This is a genomic window from Geminocystis sp. CENA526 (assembly GCF_050753365.1).
Lineage (GTDB): Bacteria > Cyanobacteriota > Cyanobacteriia > Cyanobacteriales > Cyanobacteriaceae > Geminocystis.
Window position 1 is genome coordinate 1 of record NZ_JBLZFY010000092.1, and the last position, 16,085, is coordinate 16,085.

A 16,085-nucleotide genomic window follows, 5' to 3' on the forward strand; every position below is an offset into this window, starting at 1 on the left:
TCCATCCCATGAAGAGTGGGAACTTGACTATTCTTGATCAAGTTTGAGTAAGTTTCATAGAGCGGTTTTTAAATAGGGGGATGAAAAAGTATTTCGATGAAGTTCGGTAATAACTAAACCTTTGATCCTAATAGTTTTTTGACTTTTTGACCAAACTCTAAGTAACAAGACATTGGCTCATTTTTATTTATCCATTTACTCATGGTCATAAATCATTGATAATTGATCCATGATAATAAGCGATCGAAACATGAATATTATGGTAGAAACCGAATTAAAACCCTCTTTAGCATCCTTTAATCTTAAAACCTATCTCAGCACAAAAAAAGATATAGTAGAAAAAGCATTAGACGAATCCTTACCCCTAGGCAATCCTCCCAAAATATATGAAGCCATGCGCTATTCTTTGTTAGCAGGAGGAAAAAGATTGCGCCCCATTCTTTGTTTAGCTACTGCTGAGTTATTAGGAGAAAGTGAAACAACGGCAATGCCTACCGCTTGTGCCTTAGAGATGATTCACACTATGTCACTTATACACGATGATTTACCTGCTATGGATAATGATGATTATCGTAGGGGAAGACTGACTAATCATAAAGTCTATGGTGAAGACATCGCCATTTTAGCGGGGGATGGTTTATTAGCCTATGCCTTTGAATATGTCGCCGAAAATACTCAAAATATACCTGCCGAAAGAGTAGTTAAAGTGTTAGGAATACTGGGCAAAGCCGTTGGCGCTGATGGTTTAGTCGGAGGGCAAGTTATGGATTTAGATTGTGAAGGCAAATGCGATGTCACCGCCGAAACCCTGACTTCTATTCATCGCCGTAAAACTGGGGCATTGTTAGAGGCTTGTGTCTCCTGTGGTGCAGTTTTAGCTGGTGCAGATGTTAATGATTTAAGTCGTTTGTCTATATATGCTCAAAATATTGGTTTAGCATTTCAAATTATCGATGATATTTTAGATGTGACTGCTACCACTGAGGAGTTAGGCAAAACCGCAGGAAAAGATATTTCCGCTCAAAAAGCCACCTATCCTAAACTATGGGGTATTGAAGTCTCTCAGACAAAAGCTGAAGAATTAGTTAACGATGCCATTGCGCAATTAGATGTATATGGAGAAAAAGCCTTACCCTTACAAGCAATTGCTCAATATATTGTACAACGCAAAAATTAATAAATAGGGGAGAAAAATGCAGGTTGTTTTGGAAATATTTACCAATCGTCTTATTGCTATTCCACTGTTTGCCTGTGTTTTGGCGCAGATAATCAAGGTTTCTGTGGATACCGTTACTAATCGTAAATTTAGTTTTCGCTACCTTGTTAGTACAGGTGGAATGCCTAGTTCTCATTCCGCTCTTGTAGGAGCTTTAGCTACAGGAGTAGGTCAAACTTTGGGATGGTCTTCTCCTGAATTTGCCATTGCGTCCATATTTGCTGGTATAGTAATGTATGATGCGGCAGGAGTTAGACAGGCGGCGGGTAAACAGGCAAAAATTTTAAATCAAATCATGGAGGAGTTTATAAACCATGAGGATTTTAGCGAAGAAAAATTAAAAGAATTATTAGGGCATACACCTTTTCAAGTAGTAGTCGGTTTACTTTTAGGTATTGTCAGTTCAATTTTTTTACTTCCTTTGTTGTCGTAATAATGAGGGCAATTGCCCCATTTTTTTTAATTAATTTCCAATTTTAAACCGGGTAAAAATTTTTGTAAGTTTTTTAAGGATTTCTTTTGCCAAGGGATTTGTTCTGAACCTAAAATAGTTAGTTGTAATCTTTTATATTTTCTCAAACCAATCACAAATTTTGATAACATACTAATACCTGAACTGTTTAAAAAGGATAATTCTTTCAGATCGATCGTGATATTATCAGGTTCATTTTCTGTGGTTAAATCTAATAAATTTTTAATAGGGCTATATTCTTGAGGACCACCTAAACTCAATTCTCCAACAAATTTAACAGTCGTATTTTCTGTTAGTAATTCTACTAAATAATCATCCCCTTTTACTGTTTGATTTTCCATATTAATTTTTAAAATATATTTTGAAAATAATGTTTTTTAATGGTATTAAAATATTAAGTAAAAATTTAAAAAATTTTCATTTTTTGCTCTTTTTTATAGGCTTGAAAAATAACTCCACAATGTCTCATTAAACTTCTATTTGCACCATTGTTGTTACCGTATTAAAGGATTTGAGAGTATCAAACTTCCAACCTATTTTACCATCATAATCGTTGATTATAGTCAAAAAACCTAAACCAGAACAATCATCTTCATTATCACTAAGAGCATTTTTTTCTAGTTGTTCAATGTAAAGAGATTCTGTATCTTCTGAAGATAATCTTTGAATAAAGTCCTGTAACTTTTTAATATCATTTAATTTTATACTATTGGTAGCAAAAATCACAGCAATTAAATCATTTTGTTCTAAAAAATGTACTCCAAATTCGATTTGAGAATGACTGTTTTCATCATTATATTTCATGGCATTTTCTAACAACTCATTAGCAATATAAGACACCGCACTTTTACTTTCTTCGATGCGTTTTTGATGTTCTATATCACTATCATCTAAAGGTAAAAAAGTGGTAAAATAATCTGCAATAAAGTAAGCAGATAAGCGATTATTTCGCCAACGTTTTTTCAAAGGAATTGAAGTCGGAGTAAAAGTCAACTCTAAAGAATCTTTTTCTGGAGGAAATTGTTGAATAAAGTCGCCAAAAATTTGCATCTCATTATTTTATTTACATTTATTCCCATTGTAAATTATTTTTATCGTCCTAGAAATAATACTTTTATATATTTCATAACAATAATTACAATCTTGAGGCTTACAAAGGCAATCTATATTTATTTCTTCTTAAGGTAGATAATACTTTAAAATAACAAAATAAGGTTATTATTCCGTAAATCCCAATAAAATAACATATTTTTAGACGAAAAAAATGACAAGAGTTTTAGTCTGGTTTCGTAATGATTTAAGGATTCATGATCAAGCAATTTTAATTCAAGCTCTTACTCACAATCCTGATATAATTATACCTGTTTATTGTTTTGACGATCGAAACTTTCAAACCACAAGTTTTGGCTTTCCGAAAACGGGTAAATTTAGAGCGAAATTTTTAATAGAAGCCGTCACAGATTTAAAAGAGTCTTTACAAAAAATCGATAGTAACTTAATTATTAGAAAAGGCTTACCAGAAAAAATTATTGCTGATATTGCCATAGATTATAAAGTAGATTTAGTTTGTTTCTCTCAAGAAGCTACTGCCGAAGAAATTAACGTAGAAAAAAAGTTAATTCAAGCATTAAATAAAGCTAATATCAAAGTCAAATCTTTATGGCAATCAACATTATATCATCCTTCTCAATTACCTTTTTCAATATCACAAATTCCCGACTTATTTACTAATTTTCGTAAAAGTGTAGAGAAAAAAAGTAAAATAGACTCTTGTGTAAATATTCCTCAAAAAATACCTCCTATTCCTCATATAAATATAGGAGAAATTCCCACCTTAAAGCAATTAGGTTTATCTGATTATCAAACCTCAGCAAAATCAGTCTTACACTTTCGAGGAGGAGAAACCGAAGGAATTAACAGATTGAATGATTATTTTTGGCAAAAAGACTGTTTAAAAGACTATAAAAATACTAGAAATGGAATGTTAGGTGCTGACTATTCGTCTAAATTTTCCCCTTGGTTAGCCTTGGGTTGTCTTTCTCCTCGTTATATCTATCAAGAAGTAACAAAATATGAAAAAGAAAGAGTTAAAAATGATTCCACTTATTGGCTAATTTTTGAATTACTCTGGCGAGATTTTTTCCGTTTTATAGCAGTTAAATATGGTAACAAAATTTTTCATCTTTCAGGTTTACAAAATATCTCCCTTCCTTGGCAAGAAAATTCATCAATTTTTGAAAAATGGTGTGAAGGAAAAACAGGCTACCCTTTAATTGATGCCAATATGAGGGAATTAAAATTAACAGGTTTTATGTCAAATCGAGGAAGGCAAAATGTGGCGAGTTTTTTAACGAAAAATTTGGGCATAAATTGGCAAATGGGTGCCCAATGGTTTGAATCTCTTTTAATTGATTATGATGTGTGTAGCAACTGGGGCAATTGGAATTATACCGCAGGAGTAGGCAATGATGCCAGAGGTTTTCGTTACTTTAATATCCCTAAACAATCAAAAGATTATGACTATAATGGGGATTATTTACGTCATTGGTTGCCAGAAATTGCCCATATCAAAGGAGAAAAAATCCATGAACCTTGGAAATTATCCTCACAAGAACAAAAAGAGCTTAATATATCATTAGGGGTTACTTATCCTCGTCCTATGGTAGATTTTTTTAAATCTATTAAACATAATGAAAAAGTTTATCTCAGTCATAGTCCATGAACAGTGTTTTAATTGTAGAAGATGATCCCATTAATATGAAGGTTTTTTCTAAAATCCTCACGAAACGAGGAGGTTTGGCGGTAAAAGGCACAGAAAATGTCGATGAAGTTATTGCCCTTGCTAAGTCGGGAGAGATTAAAGTGATATTAATGGATGTTTCTTTGGGAAATAGTTTTTATCAGGGTAAAGCTGTAGATGGTATCAAAATCACCCAACTTCTCAAAGGAGATGATGACACTAAGTCTATTCCCATTATTCTTGTAACCGCCCATGCTATGCAAGGAGATAAGGAAAATTTTTTAGCTGAAAGTGGTGCAAACGGTTACATTTCAAAGCCTATAGTTGATCATGAATACTTTGTGCAAACTGTTAAGGAAATGATGAATTAACAATTAACAATTAACAATTAACAATTAACAATTAACAATTAGGAATGTAAAATTAACACAAGAGTGATTATTTTCTGATGAGGTTGAACTTAATATATTAAGCCCCTACATTATTCATTATTCATTATTCACTATTCATTATTCACTATTCATTGCCTAGTTTGCCGATGATGTGATGAAGTTGTTTAATATTCGTCAGATAAAGGCTTTGTGAATTAATATCAATGTTAATCAGGTTTTTATCTTTGAATTTATCAATAATTTGTTCACAATCTTCTATATTTAATTGGGCTAAATCAGCTAAATTTTGAGTAGCAAAATTATAAAGTTTTACTCCTTTTTCTGTCGTTTTTCCATATTTATCTGCTAAGGAAATTAGTATCGTTGCTAATCTTACTTTTCCTGTTTGACGATAAAATTGACAATATTTTTGATATTCTGTAACTCGACTTACCATTAGTTTCAGAAAACGGTTTTGGATTTGAGAGTCTCTAAATAGTATCTGGATAAATCTTTGCGCTGATACCGTCAAAACTTCTACATCAGAAATCGCTACTACTCTGGCGTTGTGATTCACTCCGTCTAAAATTCCTGCTTCGCCTATACTACCACCTTTGCCAATAATTTCGATCGTAACGGTTTCCTGAGAATAGATATTTTCTAATCTTACCCACCCTGACACAATGAAATAAACTGCTTTTCCCCAATCATTTTCGTCAATAATCACCTCTTGGGATTCATAATTATCAGTTTGTGCCATAGATACTAGCCATTCTATGGTTTCTGTATTCAAATTATGAAATAACGAAAAAAGTTCGCTAATTTCCTGCGTCTCCATGAAAAATTAATACTACTAAATGGTTAAATATTTTCTGCATTCTACTAGATTTTTGCAAGGAATATCAAGTGCTAAAATTACGAAGTGTCACAAAATAAACGTTTTTTATAAGTTACAATAATTTAAACTAAGCAATACCAATCTTTGAAAACAAAGTCCAGTAATTAACAGTGATGTGATATGATCAAATAAAATTAGTGTATAAAACCCATATATAACGATAGGTACGAGTAGAAAAAGGGTTTTTTTGAAACATTGACATTATGACCTTATTAAGTATATTTAAGACGAACAATCATTTATGCAGTTTATAGATCACGTTGAGATTGAAGTTGAGGCTGGAAAAGGTGGAGACGGACTTGTAGCCTTTCGTAGAGAGAAGTATGTTCCAGCAGGAGGACCATCGGGCGGTAATGGGGGGAGAGGGGGATCAATATATTTTCAGCCAACAGAAAGATTACAAACTCTTTTAGATTTTAAGTATGCTCGTCGTTTTAAAGCCGATGATGGTAAAAGAGGAGGACCAAATAACCGCACAGGTGCTTCAGGCAAGGATTTAATTTTAGAAATTCCCTGTGGTACGATGATTTATGATGCAGAAACAGGGGAATTAATTGCGGATTTGGTGTCTCCTGATGATACTTTTTTGATTGTTAAAGGTGGTAAGGGAGGATTAGGAAATCAACATTTTTTGAGTAATAGTAATCGTGCGCCTGAATATGCTTTACCCGGCTTGGAAGGGGAAATTAAAAATTTGCGCTTGGAGTTGAAGTTGTTGGCAGAGGTGGGAATTATTGGGCTTCCTAATGCTGGAAAATCGACTCTTATCTCAGCTTTGTCTTCTGCTAAACCTAAGATTGCGGATTATCCTTTTACTACTTTGATTCCTAATTTGGGAGTGGTGCGTAAACCTACTGGGGATGGTACTGTTTTTGCTGATATACCCGGATTGATTGAGGGGGCTTCTATGGGAATCGGTTTAGGGCATGATTTTTTGCGTCACATCGAGCGCACTCGTTTATTAATTCATTTGATTGATGTTAATTCAGAAGACCCTGTTCATGATTATAATGTGATTCAAGGGGAGTTGTCGGCTTATGGCAACGGATTGCTCGATCGACCTCAAATTATCGGTTTAAATAAGATAGATACCATAGATGAGGAAACTCAACAGGAAATTTTACAACAATTTCAGGAAATAACAGATAATCCTATTTTCCTTATGTCGGGGGTGACGGGTTTAGGGTGCGATCGACTGTTGCAAGAAGTATGGAATACGTTAGATTCTATGGCAAATGACGAATTATACTTAGTAACAGAATCATAAGATTATAAGGGCTAAAGCCCTTACTAAAAAGTCATCAAAAATAATTTAACTCTGAAGTCTATTGATAAGAGGGGAATAAATCTCTGGGGAAGTTTTCCGCACTTAAACAAGTTTCCATCGCTTTAGTGGGATTTGCAGGTTGAGGAGTGCGAGATAAACCTATGACACATTCAGAATGTCTTAAGGGTAAAAGACTGGCTTGACAGGTATTTAATGCCATTTGAATTGGGCTTACAGAAGCGGTAGGCTCAACAACAGGAGTTTCTCCTTCGGGATTTTCGGTTGCGGTAGAAGTTGTTTTGGGCGCATTACTTTTATTATTTGCCATTAAAATATCTCTATTAATATTTACAACACAACTACCTAAATCTAAAGGTCTTCTTACTTGATAGCAACTTTTGAGCGCTTCGATCGAACTTATATTGGTATTAGTGGAAATATTTTTCACACAAGTCGATAATTCTGTAGGTACTAAAGCATCAGCACAGCCTGTTTGAGCTTGTTCTACAGGAATACCACTAGCGGTTAAATCCCTAAGACAAACATCAAAGGAATTATTATTAGCTTTGACAGAGGAAGGAAAGATAAAAGTAAATAAAGTGGGAGTAAGAACGATCGCAGTAGTTAATTTAAAAATATTTTTCATGATAATTAATGTAAAACTATATCTCAAATAATATAGCAATCCTAGGAATTTATGAGATCAAATCCTCAACTTGAGTGTCCGTCATTTTTAAGACATAGACAGTTACTATTATGGACAAAGATATTTTTCTAACCAATTAACCAAATCATCCTCTTGAATTTTTCCTTCAGCTAAATCTATCATTGTGAAAACAACTTCAGATTCTGCTACATTGAGAGTCTTACCATTTACCTTTAAAAATGCAAACATTACTTGAAAAGCCGTACGTTTATTACCATCAATAAAAGGATGATTTTTGACAATTCCATAGGCAATAGCCGCCGCTAAAAAAATTAAAGTCTTTCCTTCATAGAGATATATGTTTTTTGCTCGTGCTAAAGCAGAAGATAATAAACCAGCATCTCTAATTCCAAAACTCCCTCCATATTCTCGGATAAGATCATCATGAATAAGTATCGCTATATCTTCAGAAATCCAAATATAATTATCCATCGGCAAGTTCGATCATCGCATTATGATATTTTGCTTTTCCTTCTTTATAGGCTGTCATTATTGTCTCAAAATGAGGCTCGAAAGGCTTAATTTGAATACTATCTCCCGTCACAATAATATTCATTTTATCCCCCTCTTTTAGTGCCAATTGATCTAATATCTCTTGAGGAAAGGTAATTCCAAGAGAATTATCGATTTTTTTTAACTTTGTTTCCATATTTTTAGGCTCATTTTCATTTTCAAAAATCTCAAGTGGGCGAATACTATTCGCCCCTAAAGATTATTAATTACTCATCGATAAAGAAGGTTGTTGTTGTTCAAACCAAGTGGAGGCAAGGATTTGTTCGGAAATTTGACGACTGGTTAACCCCAAATCAGCGATCGATTCATTGGGTGTAGCATGGTCAACGAGAATATCAGGTACACCAAAACGTTTTAATTTTACAATCACATCATTATCCGCTAAGGCTTCCGCTACGGCTGAACCAAATCCGCCCATTAAGCTACCCTCTTCCAGAGTGACAACTTTACCGATTTTTTCAGCTAAAGGTAAAATCAATTCAGTATCAAGGGGTTTCACGAAACGAGCATTAATAACGGTGGCTTCGATACCATGTTCGCTTAAAATCTCCGCAGTTTGCATGGCAGTATTAACCATTGTGCCGTAACCGACGAGTAAAATATCGTCACCGTTGCGTAAAATTTCACCCTTGCCGATTTCGATTTCTTCCCAACCTTCTTCGGCTAAAGGTACACCTAAACCATTCCCACGAGGATAACGCATGGCGATCGCACCGTCAGTATAGTTAATGCCCGTCACCATCATACGCTGTAACTCAGCTTCATCTTTAGGCGCCATGATGACAAGATTAGGAATACAACGCAGATAAGAAATATCATACATCCCTTGATGAGTAGGTCCATCAGCGCCCACAATTCCCGCTCTGTCTAAACAGAAAAATACAGGTAACTTCTGAATGCACACATCATGGATAATCTGATCGTAGGCACGTTGTAAGAAAGTAGAGTAAATGGCAACCACAGGGCGCATTCCTTCACAAGCCAATCCTGCCGCCAAAGTCACAGCGTGTTGTTCTGCAATACCGACATCGATATATTGATCAGGTAATTTTTGTTGTAATTTATCTAATCCTGTACCCGTTGCCATAGCCGCCGTGATACCGATAATTTTGGGGTTATTTTGGGCTAAAGTAGTGAGGGTATGGGCAAAAACCTTAGAATAACTGGGAGGCTTGGGTTTTGTGGAGGGGATAGGCTTACCAGTGGTTAAATTAAACGGACTTTGAGCATGATAACCCACTTGATCTTTTTCCGCTAGGCTGTAACCTTTTCCTTTTACGGTAACAACATGAACTAAAACAGGTCCTTTTACCTTATGGGCTTTGTTGAAAGTATCAATTAATTCTTTGAGGTTATGCCCGTCGATCGGACCAAAATAGGTAAAGCCCAACTCCTCAATTACCGCGCCAACTTTAGGCATGGCAAGGCGTTTCATGGCTTCCTTGAGGTTTTTCATCTCAGGGGAAAGATTTGCACCATCACCAAAGAAAGGAAAATGTTTGAACTGCTCTTCCAAATTATCGGTGATAAACTGAATGGGATCAGATAATCTGACTTTGTTCAAATAACGGGAAATCGCGCCCACGTTAGGAGAAATGGACATCTCATTATCGTTTAACACTACCATCATATTGGTATTAGGTAAATGTCCTGCGTGGTTAATGGCTTCCAATGCCATACCGCCTGTCAATGCACCATCACCGATAATTGATACTACTTTGTATTTTTCGCCCTTACTATCCCGTGCTAAAGCCATGCCTAGCCCTGCGGAAATGCTTGTGGAGGCGTGTCCTGCTCCAAAATGGTCAAATTTGTTCTCTGAGCGTTTTAAGTACCCTGCAACCCCGTCTTTTTGCCGTAAAGTATGAAAGTTGTGGTATCTTCCTGTTAATAATTTATGGGGATAAGCCTGATGTCCTACATCCCAAAGCACCTTATCATGGTCTAAATCGAGGGTTTGATATAAACCGATGGTTAATTCTACCACCCCTAAACCGGGTCCTAAATGCCCTCCTGACGCTGCGATCGTCTCTAAGTGTTTCTCTCGTATTTGATTAGCAATATCTTCTAACTCTCGGATAGATAAACCGTGCAATTGATTCGGATGAGTTATCTCGCTTAAGTGCATTATTTTAAATCCCCTATACTATTAATTGATTAAAATGAATACGTCCTATTAAGACTACTTTCTTTATTTTGTCTTAATTTTTCCTATTTTGCTTTACCTTAACTCTTAAGTGTCACTTTCGATCGTCTTTTCCGTAAAAAGTAACGAGAAGTCTAATTATGAAGACTGAGAAAAGCTAAAAATAATGAGTAATAAACATATCCAGAAAAACAGGCAAGATACCTGTTCCACAGTGGTAAAATGGTAATTATTAGAGAAGTCCTATTATTTTCTATTATTTTTTATTCTAAATTTTATGGTATTAACTTCTTCCACAATGTTGGCATTAAATAGCGAAGCCCCTTTTTTTTCTTTACCTGATACCGTCTCTAATAAGATTATTTCTTTAGATGATTTTCGAGGGTGTAAAGGTTTATTGGTTATGTTTATTTCCCGTCATTGTCCTTTTGTAAAACATATTAAAACCGAATTAGCAAAACTAGGTAAAGATTATCAACATAAAAATTTAGGCCTCCTAGCAATTAGTAGTAATGATGTTGTTAATTATCCCGATGATTCCCCTGAAAATTTAAAATTAATGGCACAAGAAGAGGGTTTTAATTTTCCTGTTTGTTATGACGAGACTCAAGAAATTGCTAAGGCTTATAAGGCGGCTTGTACTCCTGATTTTTATTTATTTAATCATAAGTTAAAATTGGTTTATCGTGGTCAATTAGATGATAGTCGTCCTAGCTTAAATATACCAGTTACTGGAAAGGATTTACGATCGAGCATTGATGCTTTATTATTAAATAAGTCGATCGAAATAGAACAAAAACCGAGCGTAGGTTGTAATATTAAATGGAAATTAGGCAATGAACCCGAATACTTTAATTGAGTTAAAAGAGTTATTATCAGAATATCATATTGATATTCAAGACTGGACTCACGATTTAGGTAATAAAACCATCGAAGAATTATTCACAGAAATTCAAGAAGGAGAATCAGAGTTAAAAATTGTTGATAATCACCTCGTGAGATTATTAAAAGTCAGTTCGATCGATGTTAAAATTAAACTGCTCGATCGATATTTTCAACTAATAGAAGATAAACAAATATTTTTAAATGGGATAGAAAGAAAAAGAGATTTGAATACTATTACCGAAAAACTTAAAAAAAATGAAAACTCCTTAGCCGGAGCTTATCGAGGTTTAGAAGAAGAAATAGGGTTAAAATTAGAAGAACAATTAACCTTTGAAGGAGAAAAGTATTGGGAAGAAATCTCTCCGAGTTATCCTCATTTATTAACTCGCTATGAGTTTTATAATTATTCTATTATTTTAAGTCAAAAACATATTAAATTTATTCGTTTTTCTGAATACCGAGAAGAAGAAAAATTACTTAGTCTTTTTACCCTTAAACCCTGTTAAACTCAAATATCAAATCAACAAAATAAGTACTATAGCAAAATAGATTGTGGACTTTAAAATTAACTAAAATAAGCCATAATCTTTCTTGTCTATGTCTCGAAGCCTTTTGCCTTTCATAAAGTAAATATACAATTAATTTGCTTATCTACTGAAATTAAATTAAATAAAGTTTTGAAAATAAAATAAAAAAGTTAGGATACGATTACGATCGAACTTTCCTATTTTCCTCAATATTAAAGAAATATAAAAATCTTGAGTATTTATACTCATTTTATTCAACAGATCAAAAATTGTTGTAAATATTAACAATCGCTTTTTTTCTACCCCTTATAACAGGTATTTTGTAACTTTCATAAGCATAATTACTCAGGTTCGATCAAACTCCTCACAATCTCAAAGCTATATAGAGTAAGCAATTTTCGAAAAATCTTAACATATCTTTATCTTTTTTTGCTTTTATACAATATTATATTAACTTAAACTGTAAAACTTTAAAAATAACTAAATTTAGTTTTGATAGTTAATTAAAGTTGATTAAACTTAATTTACTGATTCATACTAAATATTAAATAGATTTACTACCCAAACTAAAACTTGCACCCCTTTTCTTTTTCAGAAAATTAGTCAATAATGCCATTAGTGCAAACAAAACTAGGAGAAATCAAAGTATGACTTTAACATTAGCAGTTTACGGAAAAGGCGGTATCGGCAAATCAACCACCAGTTGCAACATCTCCACAGCGTTGGCTAAAAGAGGCAAAAAGGTATTACAGATTGGATGTGACCCAAAACACGATAGCACCTTTACCCTGACAGGCTTTTTAATTCCTACCATCATCGACACCTTACAGGAAAAAGATTTCCACTATGAAGATATTTGGGCAGAAGACGTTATTTATAAAGGTTACGCTGGTGTTGACTGTGTAGAGGCAGGTGGTCCTCCTGCGGGAGCTGGTTGTGGTGGTTATGTGGTAGGCGAAACCGTAAAACTGTTAAAAGAGTTAAACGCCTTTGATGAATATGACGTGATTTTGTTTGATGTGTTGGGTGACGTAGTTTGCGGTGGATTTGCAGCGCCTCTCAACTATGCAGACTATTGTTTAATCGTCACCGATAATGGTTTTGATGCTTTATTCGCCGCCAATCGTATTGCCGCATCCGTGCGAGAAAAAGCGCGTACCCATCCCCTCAAGTTAGCAGGTTTAATCGGTAATCGCACCTCAAAACGGGATTTAATCGATAAATATGTGTCTCACGTTGCCATGCCTGTATTAGAAGTGTTACCCCTGATTGAAGACATCCGAGTATCGAGAGTTAAGGGAAAAACTTTGTTTGAAATGGCGGAAAAAGACCCTAGTTTAGATTATGTGTGCCAATATTATCTTAATATCGCTGATCAGATTTTAGCTTTACCTGAAGGAGTTGTGCCTAGTGAAGCGCTCGATCGAGAGTTGTTTGGATTACTTTCTGATTACTACTTAAATCCTCCTGCGGATGCACCTAAACAAGAAAAAGACGAATTAGAGTTAATGATGGTGTAAATCAATTAAGAATTAAGAATTAGAAACTATTTTAATGTTTTTAGTGTATGGGAATTGTAGAAGAATTTGAAGAATTAAAACCTATTTTGCAAGAAAAGTGGTTAGATTTTTACTCAAAAAATAAAACTGTTATTTTAAAATATTTAACAAAATCACAACTTGTTAATTATGAGTTTATTTTCTCTATTTTGATAAGTCTTGAACCTAATCTTTCAGTCATTATAAGTAATTATCTAAATGTTTGTGAATATCTTAAAATACAGCCTCCAACGATAGATAGTTTATTAAATATTTTAGAGATTACTAATCATGTTAATACTCTTGATAAACAAGTAAAAGAAAGGGAAGAAAAAATGAAAAATCAATTAATTGAGCATCCTTCACCTTTAGATGAATTTAGGAATAAAAATCTCTGAAAATCTATGTCAAATAGTCGCTTTAGCAGACTTGGGCTATTAGTCATGAAATTTCTTTCTTGGCGGATTATGAGGTATTACCTAAATCGTTCGATCGCATAGAGTCTTCTTTGACGATCGAGTTTTTTAAATTTTGGGTTACGCTATCGCTAACCCAACCTACAGATTAAATATGAATTGTTTTAGTAGGTTGGGTTGAGGCACGAAACCCAACAATTTATATATTAAAAATAAATTATTTTAGGGAAAATTATGGAGAATCACTTAAATTTTATCGAAAAAAATAAGGCAATTATTAGGAAATCTTGGCTTGAATATTACCAAGAAAATGCGACTTTATTCGATCGAATTACCGAAAATTGGTTTACCAGAGTCGGCACACCCGATGGAGGTTATCGAGTAAAAGCAGAATGGATTTTAGGATTTTTAGCAGGAAAACATCGCAATTTTAGTAAACTTCTTTATACGTTATATATAAGTAACGATAATTTAGAGAAAATTGTAGAAACTTTAGGATTAAATTTCGATCCTCGAAAAGAGTTAGAAAAAACTAAAAATTCCTCTCAAAATTCCCAAGAAACTGATAAATCTGCTCAAGAAATTCCTTTTTCTGATCTTCAAGAAGGCTTTAACAACTTTCAAAATGAGATGAATAAATTATTTAAAGGCTTTGACTTAAATACCTAAAAAACATTGTAGGTTGGGTTGAGGTACGAAACCCAAAACAAAATTATCAAAGAATATATAAAATGTTGGGTTACGCTTTCGCTAACCCAACCTACGAATTAAACATTATTAATAGGAGTAAAAACCCATGACTTTAGCAACAGAAAAACCCACAACCCCCGAATTAAATTTTGAATGCGAAACAGGCAATTATCACACATTTTGCCCCATTAGTTGTGTCGCTTGGCTATATCAAAAAATTGAAGATAGTTTCTTCCTCGTCATCGGTACGAAAACCTGCGGTTATTTTCTACAAAACGCTATGGGAGTAATGATTTTCGCCGAACCTCGTTACGCTATGGCTGAATTAGAAGAAGCCGATATTTCTGCTCAACTTAATGACTATAACGAGTTAAAACGCCTTTGTGACCAAATTAAGCGCGATCGAAACCCTAGCGTAATTGTTTGGATTGGTACTTGTACCACCGAAATTATTAAGATGGACTTAGAAGGTATTGCCCCCAAATTAGAAGCCGAATTAGGTATTCCCATCGTGGTAGCGCGCGCCAATGGTTTAGATTATGCCTTCACCCAAGGGGAAGACACCGTGTTAGCCGCTATGGCAAATCGTTGCCCGAAGGAATCGGAAGTAAAACAAGAATCAGAGAAAACTGAGCGTAACGCTATCCAAAAATTGCTCAATTTTGGCAAAAAACAGGAAGATACCGCCCATGATGAGTATAAGTCCCATCCGCCTTTAGTTTTATTCGGTTCGTTACCCGATCCCGTTGTCACCAATTTAACCTTAGAATTGAAAAAGCAAGGGGTAAAAATCGATGGTTGGCTACCTGCGAAACGTTATACAGAGTTACCCGTCATCGATGAAGGTTATTACGTTGCAGGGGTAAATCCCTTTTTAAGTCGTACTGCTACTACTTTAATGCGTCGCCGTAAGTGTAAATTAATTGGCGCACCCTTTCCGATCGGACCCGATGGTACACGCGCTTGGATTGAGAAAATCTGTTCTGTCGTAGGTGTTGAACCTCAAGGATTAGAGGAAAGAGAAGCTCAAATTTGGGAAAATTTACAGGATTATGTGGATTTAATCAAAGGTAAGTCAGTTTTCTTCATGGGCGACAATTTACTCGAAATCTCTCTTGCTCGTTTCCTCATTCGGTGTGGTATGACGGTGGATGAAATTGGTATTCCTTACATGGATAAACGTTATCAAAAAGCTGAGTTAGATTTTCTCGCTCAAACTTGTCAAGAAATGGGGGTAAAAGTACCGACTATTGTTGAAAAACCTGATAACTATAATCAATTGCAGAGAATCAAAGAGATTAAGCCCGATTTGGTGATAACGGGCATGGCACACGCTAATCCTTTGGAAGCCAGAGGAATTAACACAAAATGGTCTGTAGAGTTCACTTTTGCCCAAATTCACGGTTTTACTAACGCTCGTGATATTTTAGAATTGGTAACACGTCCTTTACGCCGTAATAATAACTTGAAAGATTTAGGTTGGAGTAAGTTGGTTAAGGAAGAAGCAAAAGTCTAAGTTATATTCTGTCAGATAATAAAAGATAGTTTTGTGGTGGTTGGTGGGCATTGCCCACCCTACTTTTTAGCTTAAACGGCGAGAAGCCCCACACTTTGTTTTCGAGTAAAAAAAATAATTAAAACAAGTGTGGGATGAATCGCCAGTGACGTGATAAAATAACTATAGGTTAACCACCTCAACC

At 34.7% G+C, this 16,085-nt stretch carries 18 protein-coding genes; 11 read left to right on the forward strand and 7 right to left on the reverse strand.

Features of this window, described 5'->3' with window-relative positions; genetic code table 11:
* Positions 1 to 259: 259 nt before the first annotated feature.
* The gene (crtE, locus tag ACN4EE_RS18140) at positions 260 to 1,177 is read left to right on the forward strand and encodes a geranylgeranyl diphosphate synthase CrtE (protein WP_431707888.1); all 918 of its coding nucleotides are present in this window, start codon (positions 260 to 262) and stop codon (positions 1,175 to 1,177) included.
* A 16-nt stretch (positions 1,178 to 1,193) separates the two neighbouring features.
* Positions 1,194 to 1,649 carry a divergent PAP2 family protein gene (locus tag ACN4EE_RS18145; RefSeq protein WP_431707889.1) on the forward strand — a complete coding sequence of 152 codons (456 nt, stop codon included), beginning with the start codon at positions 1,194 to 1,196 and terminating at the stop codon, positions 1,647 to 1,649.
* Between the two features lie 26 nt (positions 1,650 to 1,675).
* Here the strand turns inward: ACN4EE_RS18145 and ACN4EE_RS18150 are convergent, their stop codons facing one another.
* Together ACN4EE_RS18150 and ACN4EE_RS18155 are read right to left on the reverse strand one after the other, a co-directional pair.
* Complete coding sequence (locus tag ACN4EE_RS18150) at positions 1,676 to 2,029, reverse strand: slr1659 superfamily regulator (RefSeq protein ID WP_431707890.1); 354 nt, start codon at positions 2,027 to 2,029, stop codon at positions 1,676 to 1,678.
* Between the two features lie 127 nt (positions 2,030 to 2,156).
* Positions 2,157 to 2,738 carry a slr1658 family protein gene (locus ACN4EE_RS18155; RefSeq protein WP_431707891.1) on the reverse strand — a complete coding sequence of 194 codons (582 nt, stop codon included), beginning with the start codon at positions 2,736 to 2,738 and terminating at the stop codon, positions 2,157 to 2,159.
* A gap of 214 nt (positions 2,739 to 2,952) precedes the next feature.
* Here ACN4EE_RS18155 and ACN4EE_RS18160 point away from each other — a divergent pair, with 214 nt between their 5' ends.
* Together ACN4EE_RS18160 and ACN4EE_RS18165 are read left to right on the forward strand one after the other, a co-directional pair.
* Positions 2,953 to 4,410, forward strand: coding sequence for a DASH family cryptochrome (locus ACN4EE_RS18160; RefSeq protein ID WP_431707892.1), 1,458 nt, complete (start codon positions 2,953 to 2,955; stop codon positions 4,408 to 4,410).
* Positions 4,407 to 4,799, forward strand: coding sequence for a response regulator (locus tag ACN4EE_RS18165; protein ID WP_431707893.1), 393 nt, complete (start codon positions 4,407 to 4,409; stop codon positions 4,797 to 4,799). Before ACN4EE_RS18160 ends, ACN4EE_RS18165 begins: the two co-directional genes overlap by 4 nt.
* A gap of 145 nt (positions 4,800 to 4,944) precedes the next feature.
* Here ACN4EE_RS18165 and ACN4EE_RS18170 read toward each other — a convergent pair whose 3' ends face one another.
* Positions 4,945 to 5,592, reverse strand: coding sequence for a Crp/Fnr family transcriptional regulator (locus tag ACN4EE_RS18170; RefSeq protein WP_431707894.1), 648 nt, complete (start codon positions 5,590 to 5,592; stop codon positions 4,945 to 4,947).
* A gap of 346 nt (positions 5,593 to 5,938) precedes the next feature.
* Here ACN4EE_RS18170 and obgE point away from each other — a divergent pair, with 346 nt between their 5' ends.
* On the forward strand, positions 5,939 to 6,964 hold the full coding sequence (gene obgE, locus ACN4EE_RS18175) for a GTPase ObgE (RefSeq protein WP_431707895.1): 1,026 nt from the start codon (positions 5,939 to 5,941) through the stop codon (positions 6,962 to 6,964).
* Positions 6,965 to 7,022: 58 nt separating this feature from the next.
* Here obgE and ACN4EE_RS18180 read toward each other — a convergent pair whose 3' ends face one another.
* From ACN4EE_RS18180 to dxs, 4 genes are all read right to left on the reverse strand, one after another.
* Positions 7,023 to 7,610, reverse strand: a complete 588-nt coding sequence (locus tag ACN4EE_RS18180; protein ID WP_431707896.1) for a hypothetical protein — start codon at positions 7,608 to 7,610, stop codon at positions 7,023 to 7,025.
* Positions 7,611 to 7,718: 108 nt separating this feature from the next.
* On the reverse strand, positions 7,719 to 8,102 hold the full coding sequence (locus ACN4EE_RS18185; protein WP_017296340.1) for a type II toxin-antitoxin system death-on-curing family toxin: 384 nt from the start codon (positions 8,100 to 8,102) through the stop codon (positions 7,719 to 7,721).
* Complete coding sequence (locus ACN4EE_RS18190; RefSeq protein WP_431707897.1) at positions 8,095 to 8,319, reverse strand: AbrB/MazE/SpoVT family DNA-binding domain-containing protein; 225 nt, start codon at positions 8,317 to 8,319, stop codon at positions 8,095 to 8,097. The genes ACN4EE_RS18185 and ACN4EE_RS18190 overlap by 8 nt, the downstream gene beginning before the upstream one ends.
* A 66-nt stretch (positions 8,320 to 8,385) precedes the next feature.
* Complete coding sequence (gene dxs, locus ACN4EE_RS18195; RefSeq protein WP_431707898.1) at positions 8,386 to 10,311, reverse strand: 1-deoxy-D-xylulose-5-phosphate synthase; 1,926 nt, start codon at positions 10,309 to 10,311, stop codon at positions 8,386 to 8,388.
* A gap of 295 nt (positions 10,312 to 10,606) precedes the next feature.
* Between dxs and ACN4EE_RS18200 the strand changes: the two genes are divergently transcribed.
* The 6 genes from ACN4EE_RS18200 to ACN4EE_RS18225 all read left to right on the forward strand — a co-directional run bounded on the left by ACN4EE_RS18200 (position 10,607) and on the right by ACN4EE_RS18225 (position 15,901).
* The gene (locus tag ACN4EE_RS18200) at positions 10,607 to 11,188 is read left to right on the forward strand and encodes a thioredoxin family protein (RefSeq protein ID WP_431707899.1); all 582 of its coding nucleotides are present in this window, start codon (positions 10,607 to 10,609) and stop codon (positions 11,186 to 11,188) included.
* A complete protein-coding gene (locus ACN4EE_RS18205; protein WP_431707900.1) occupies positions 11,166 to 11,720 on the forward strand; it encodes a hypothetical protein in 555 nt (184 codons plus the stop codon). The genes ACN4EE_RS18200 and ACN4EE_RS18205 overlap by 23 nt, the downstream gene beginning before the upstream one ends.
* A 668-nt stretch (positions 11,721 to 12,388) precedes the next feature.
* The gene (gene bchL, locus ACN4EE_RS18210) at positions 12,389 to 13,261 is read left to right on the forward strand and encodes a ferredoxin:protochlorophyllide reductase (ATP-dependent) iron-sulfur ATP-binding protein (RefSeq protein ID WP_308256350.1); all 873 of its coding nucleotides are present in this window, start codon (positions 12,389 to 12,391) and stop codon (positions 13,259 to 13,261) included.
* A 47-nt stretch (positions 13,262 to 13,308) separates the two neighbouring features.
* Positions 13,309 to 13,677, forward strand: coding sequence for a hypothetical protein (locus tag ACN4EE_RS18215; protein ID WP_431707901.1), 369 nt, complete (start codon positions 13,309 to 13,311; stop codon positions 13,675 to 13,677).
* 252 nt (positions 13,678 to 13,929) lie between these two features.
* Positions 13,930 to 14,364 carry a DUF5331 domain-containing protein gene (locus ACN4EE_RS18220; protein WP_431707902.1) on the forward strand — a complete coding sequence of 145 codons (435 nt, stop codon included), beginning with the start codon at positions 13,930 to 13,932 and terminating at the stop codon, positions 14,362 to 14,364.
* A 127-nt stretch (positions 14,365 to 14,491) separates the two neighbouring features.
* Positions 14,492 to 15,901: a ferredoxin:protochlorophyllide reductase (ATP-dependent) subunit N gene (locus tag ACN4EE_RS18225; protein WP_431707903.1), complete on the forward strand. Its 1,410-nt coding sequence runs from the start codon at positions 14,492 to 14,494 to the stop codon at positions 15,899 to 15,901.
* Positions 15,902 to 16,085 lie beyond the last annotated feature (184 nt).

Excerpts from the sequence above, each read along its gene's own strand:
- bchL (WP_308256350.1), top strand. The coding sequence starts at position 12,389 with ATGACTTTAACATTAGCAGTTTACGGAAAAGGCGGTATCGGCAAATCA.
- ACN4EE_RS18220 (WP_431707902.1), top strand. The coding sequence starts at position 13,930 with ATGGAGAATCACTTAAATTTTATCGAAAAAAATAAGGCAATTATTAGG.
- ACN4EE_RS18225 (WP_431707903.1), top strand. The coding sequence starts at position 14,492 with ATGACTTTAGCAACAGAAAAACCCACAACCCCCGAATTAAATTTTGAA.
- ACN4EE_RS18205 (WP_431707900.1), top strand. The coding sequence starts at position 11,166 with ATGAACCCGAATACTTTAATTGAGTTAAAAGAGTTATTATCAGAATAT.
- ACN4EE_RS18160 (WP_431707892.1), top strand. The coding sequence starts at position 2,953 with ATGACAAGAGTTTTAGTCTGGTTTCGTAATGATTTAAGGATTCATGAT.
- ACN4EE_RS18190 (WP_431707897.1), bottom strand. The coding sequence starts at position 8,319 with ATGGAAACAAAGTTAAAAAAAATCGATAATTCTCTTGGAATTACCTTT.
- ACN4EE_RS18145 (WP_431707889.1), top strand. The coding sequence starts at position 1,194 with ATGCAGGTTGTTTTGGAAATATTTACCAATCGTCTTATTGCTATTCCA.
- ACN4EE_RS18150 (WP_431707890.1), bottom strand. The coding sequence starts at position 2,029 with ATGGAAAATCAAACAGTAAAAGGGGATGATTATTTAGTAGAATTACTA.
- ACN4EE_RS18200 (WP_431707899.1), top strand. The coding sequence starts at position 10,607 with ATGGTATTAACTTCTTCCACAATGTTGGCATTAAATAGCGAAGCCCCT.
- ACN4EE_RS18215 (WP_431707901.1), top strand. The coding sequence starts at position 13,309 with ATGGGAATTGTAGAAGAATTTGAAGAATTAAAACCTATTTTGCAAGAA.
- ACN4EE_RS18155 (WP_431707891.1), bottom strand. The coding sequence starts at position 2,738 with ATGCAAATTTTTGGCGACTTTATTCAACAATTTCCTCCAGAAAAAGAT.
- crtE (WP_431707888.1), top strand. The coding sequence starts at position 260 with ATGGTAGAAACCGAATTAAAACCCTCTTTAGCATCCTTTAATCTTAAA.
- ACN4EE_RS18185 (WP_017296340.1), bottom strand. The coding sequence starts at position 8,102 with ATGGATAATTATATTTGGATTTCTGAAGATATAGCGATACTTATTCAT.
- dxs (WP_431707898.1), bottom strand. The coding sequence starts at position 10,311 with ATGCACTTAAGCGAGATAACTCATCCGAATCAATTGCACGGTTTATCT.
- obgE (WP_431707895.1), top strand. The coding sequence starts at position 5,939 with ATGCAGTTTATAGATCACGTTGAGATTGAAGTTGAGGCTGGAAAAGGT.
- ACN4EE_RS18180 (WP_431707896.1), bottom strand. The coding sequence starts at position 7,610 with ATGAAAAATATTTTTAAATTAACTACTGCGATCGTTCTTACTCCCACT.
- ACN4EE_RS18165 (WP_431707893.1), top strand. The coding sequence starts at position 4,407 with ATGAACAGTGTTTTAATTGTAGAAGATGATCCCATTAATATGAAGGTT.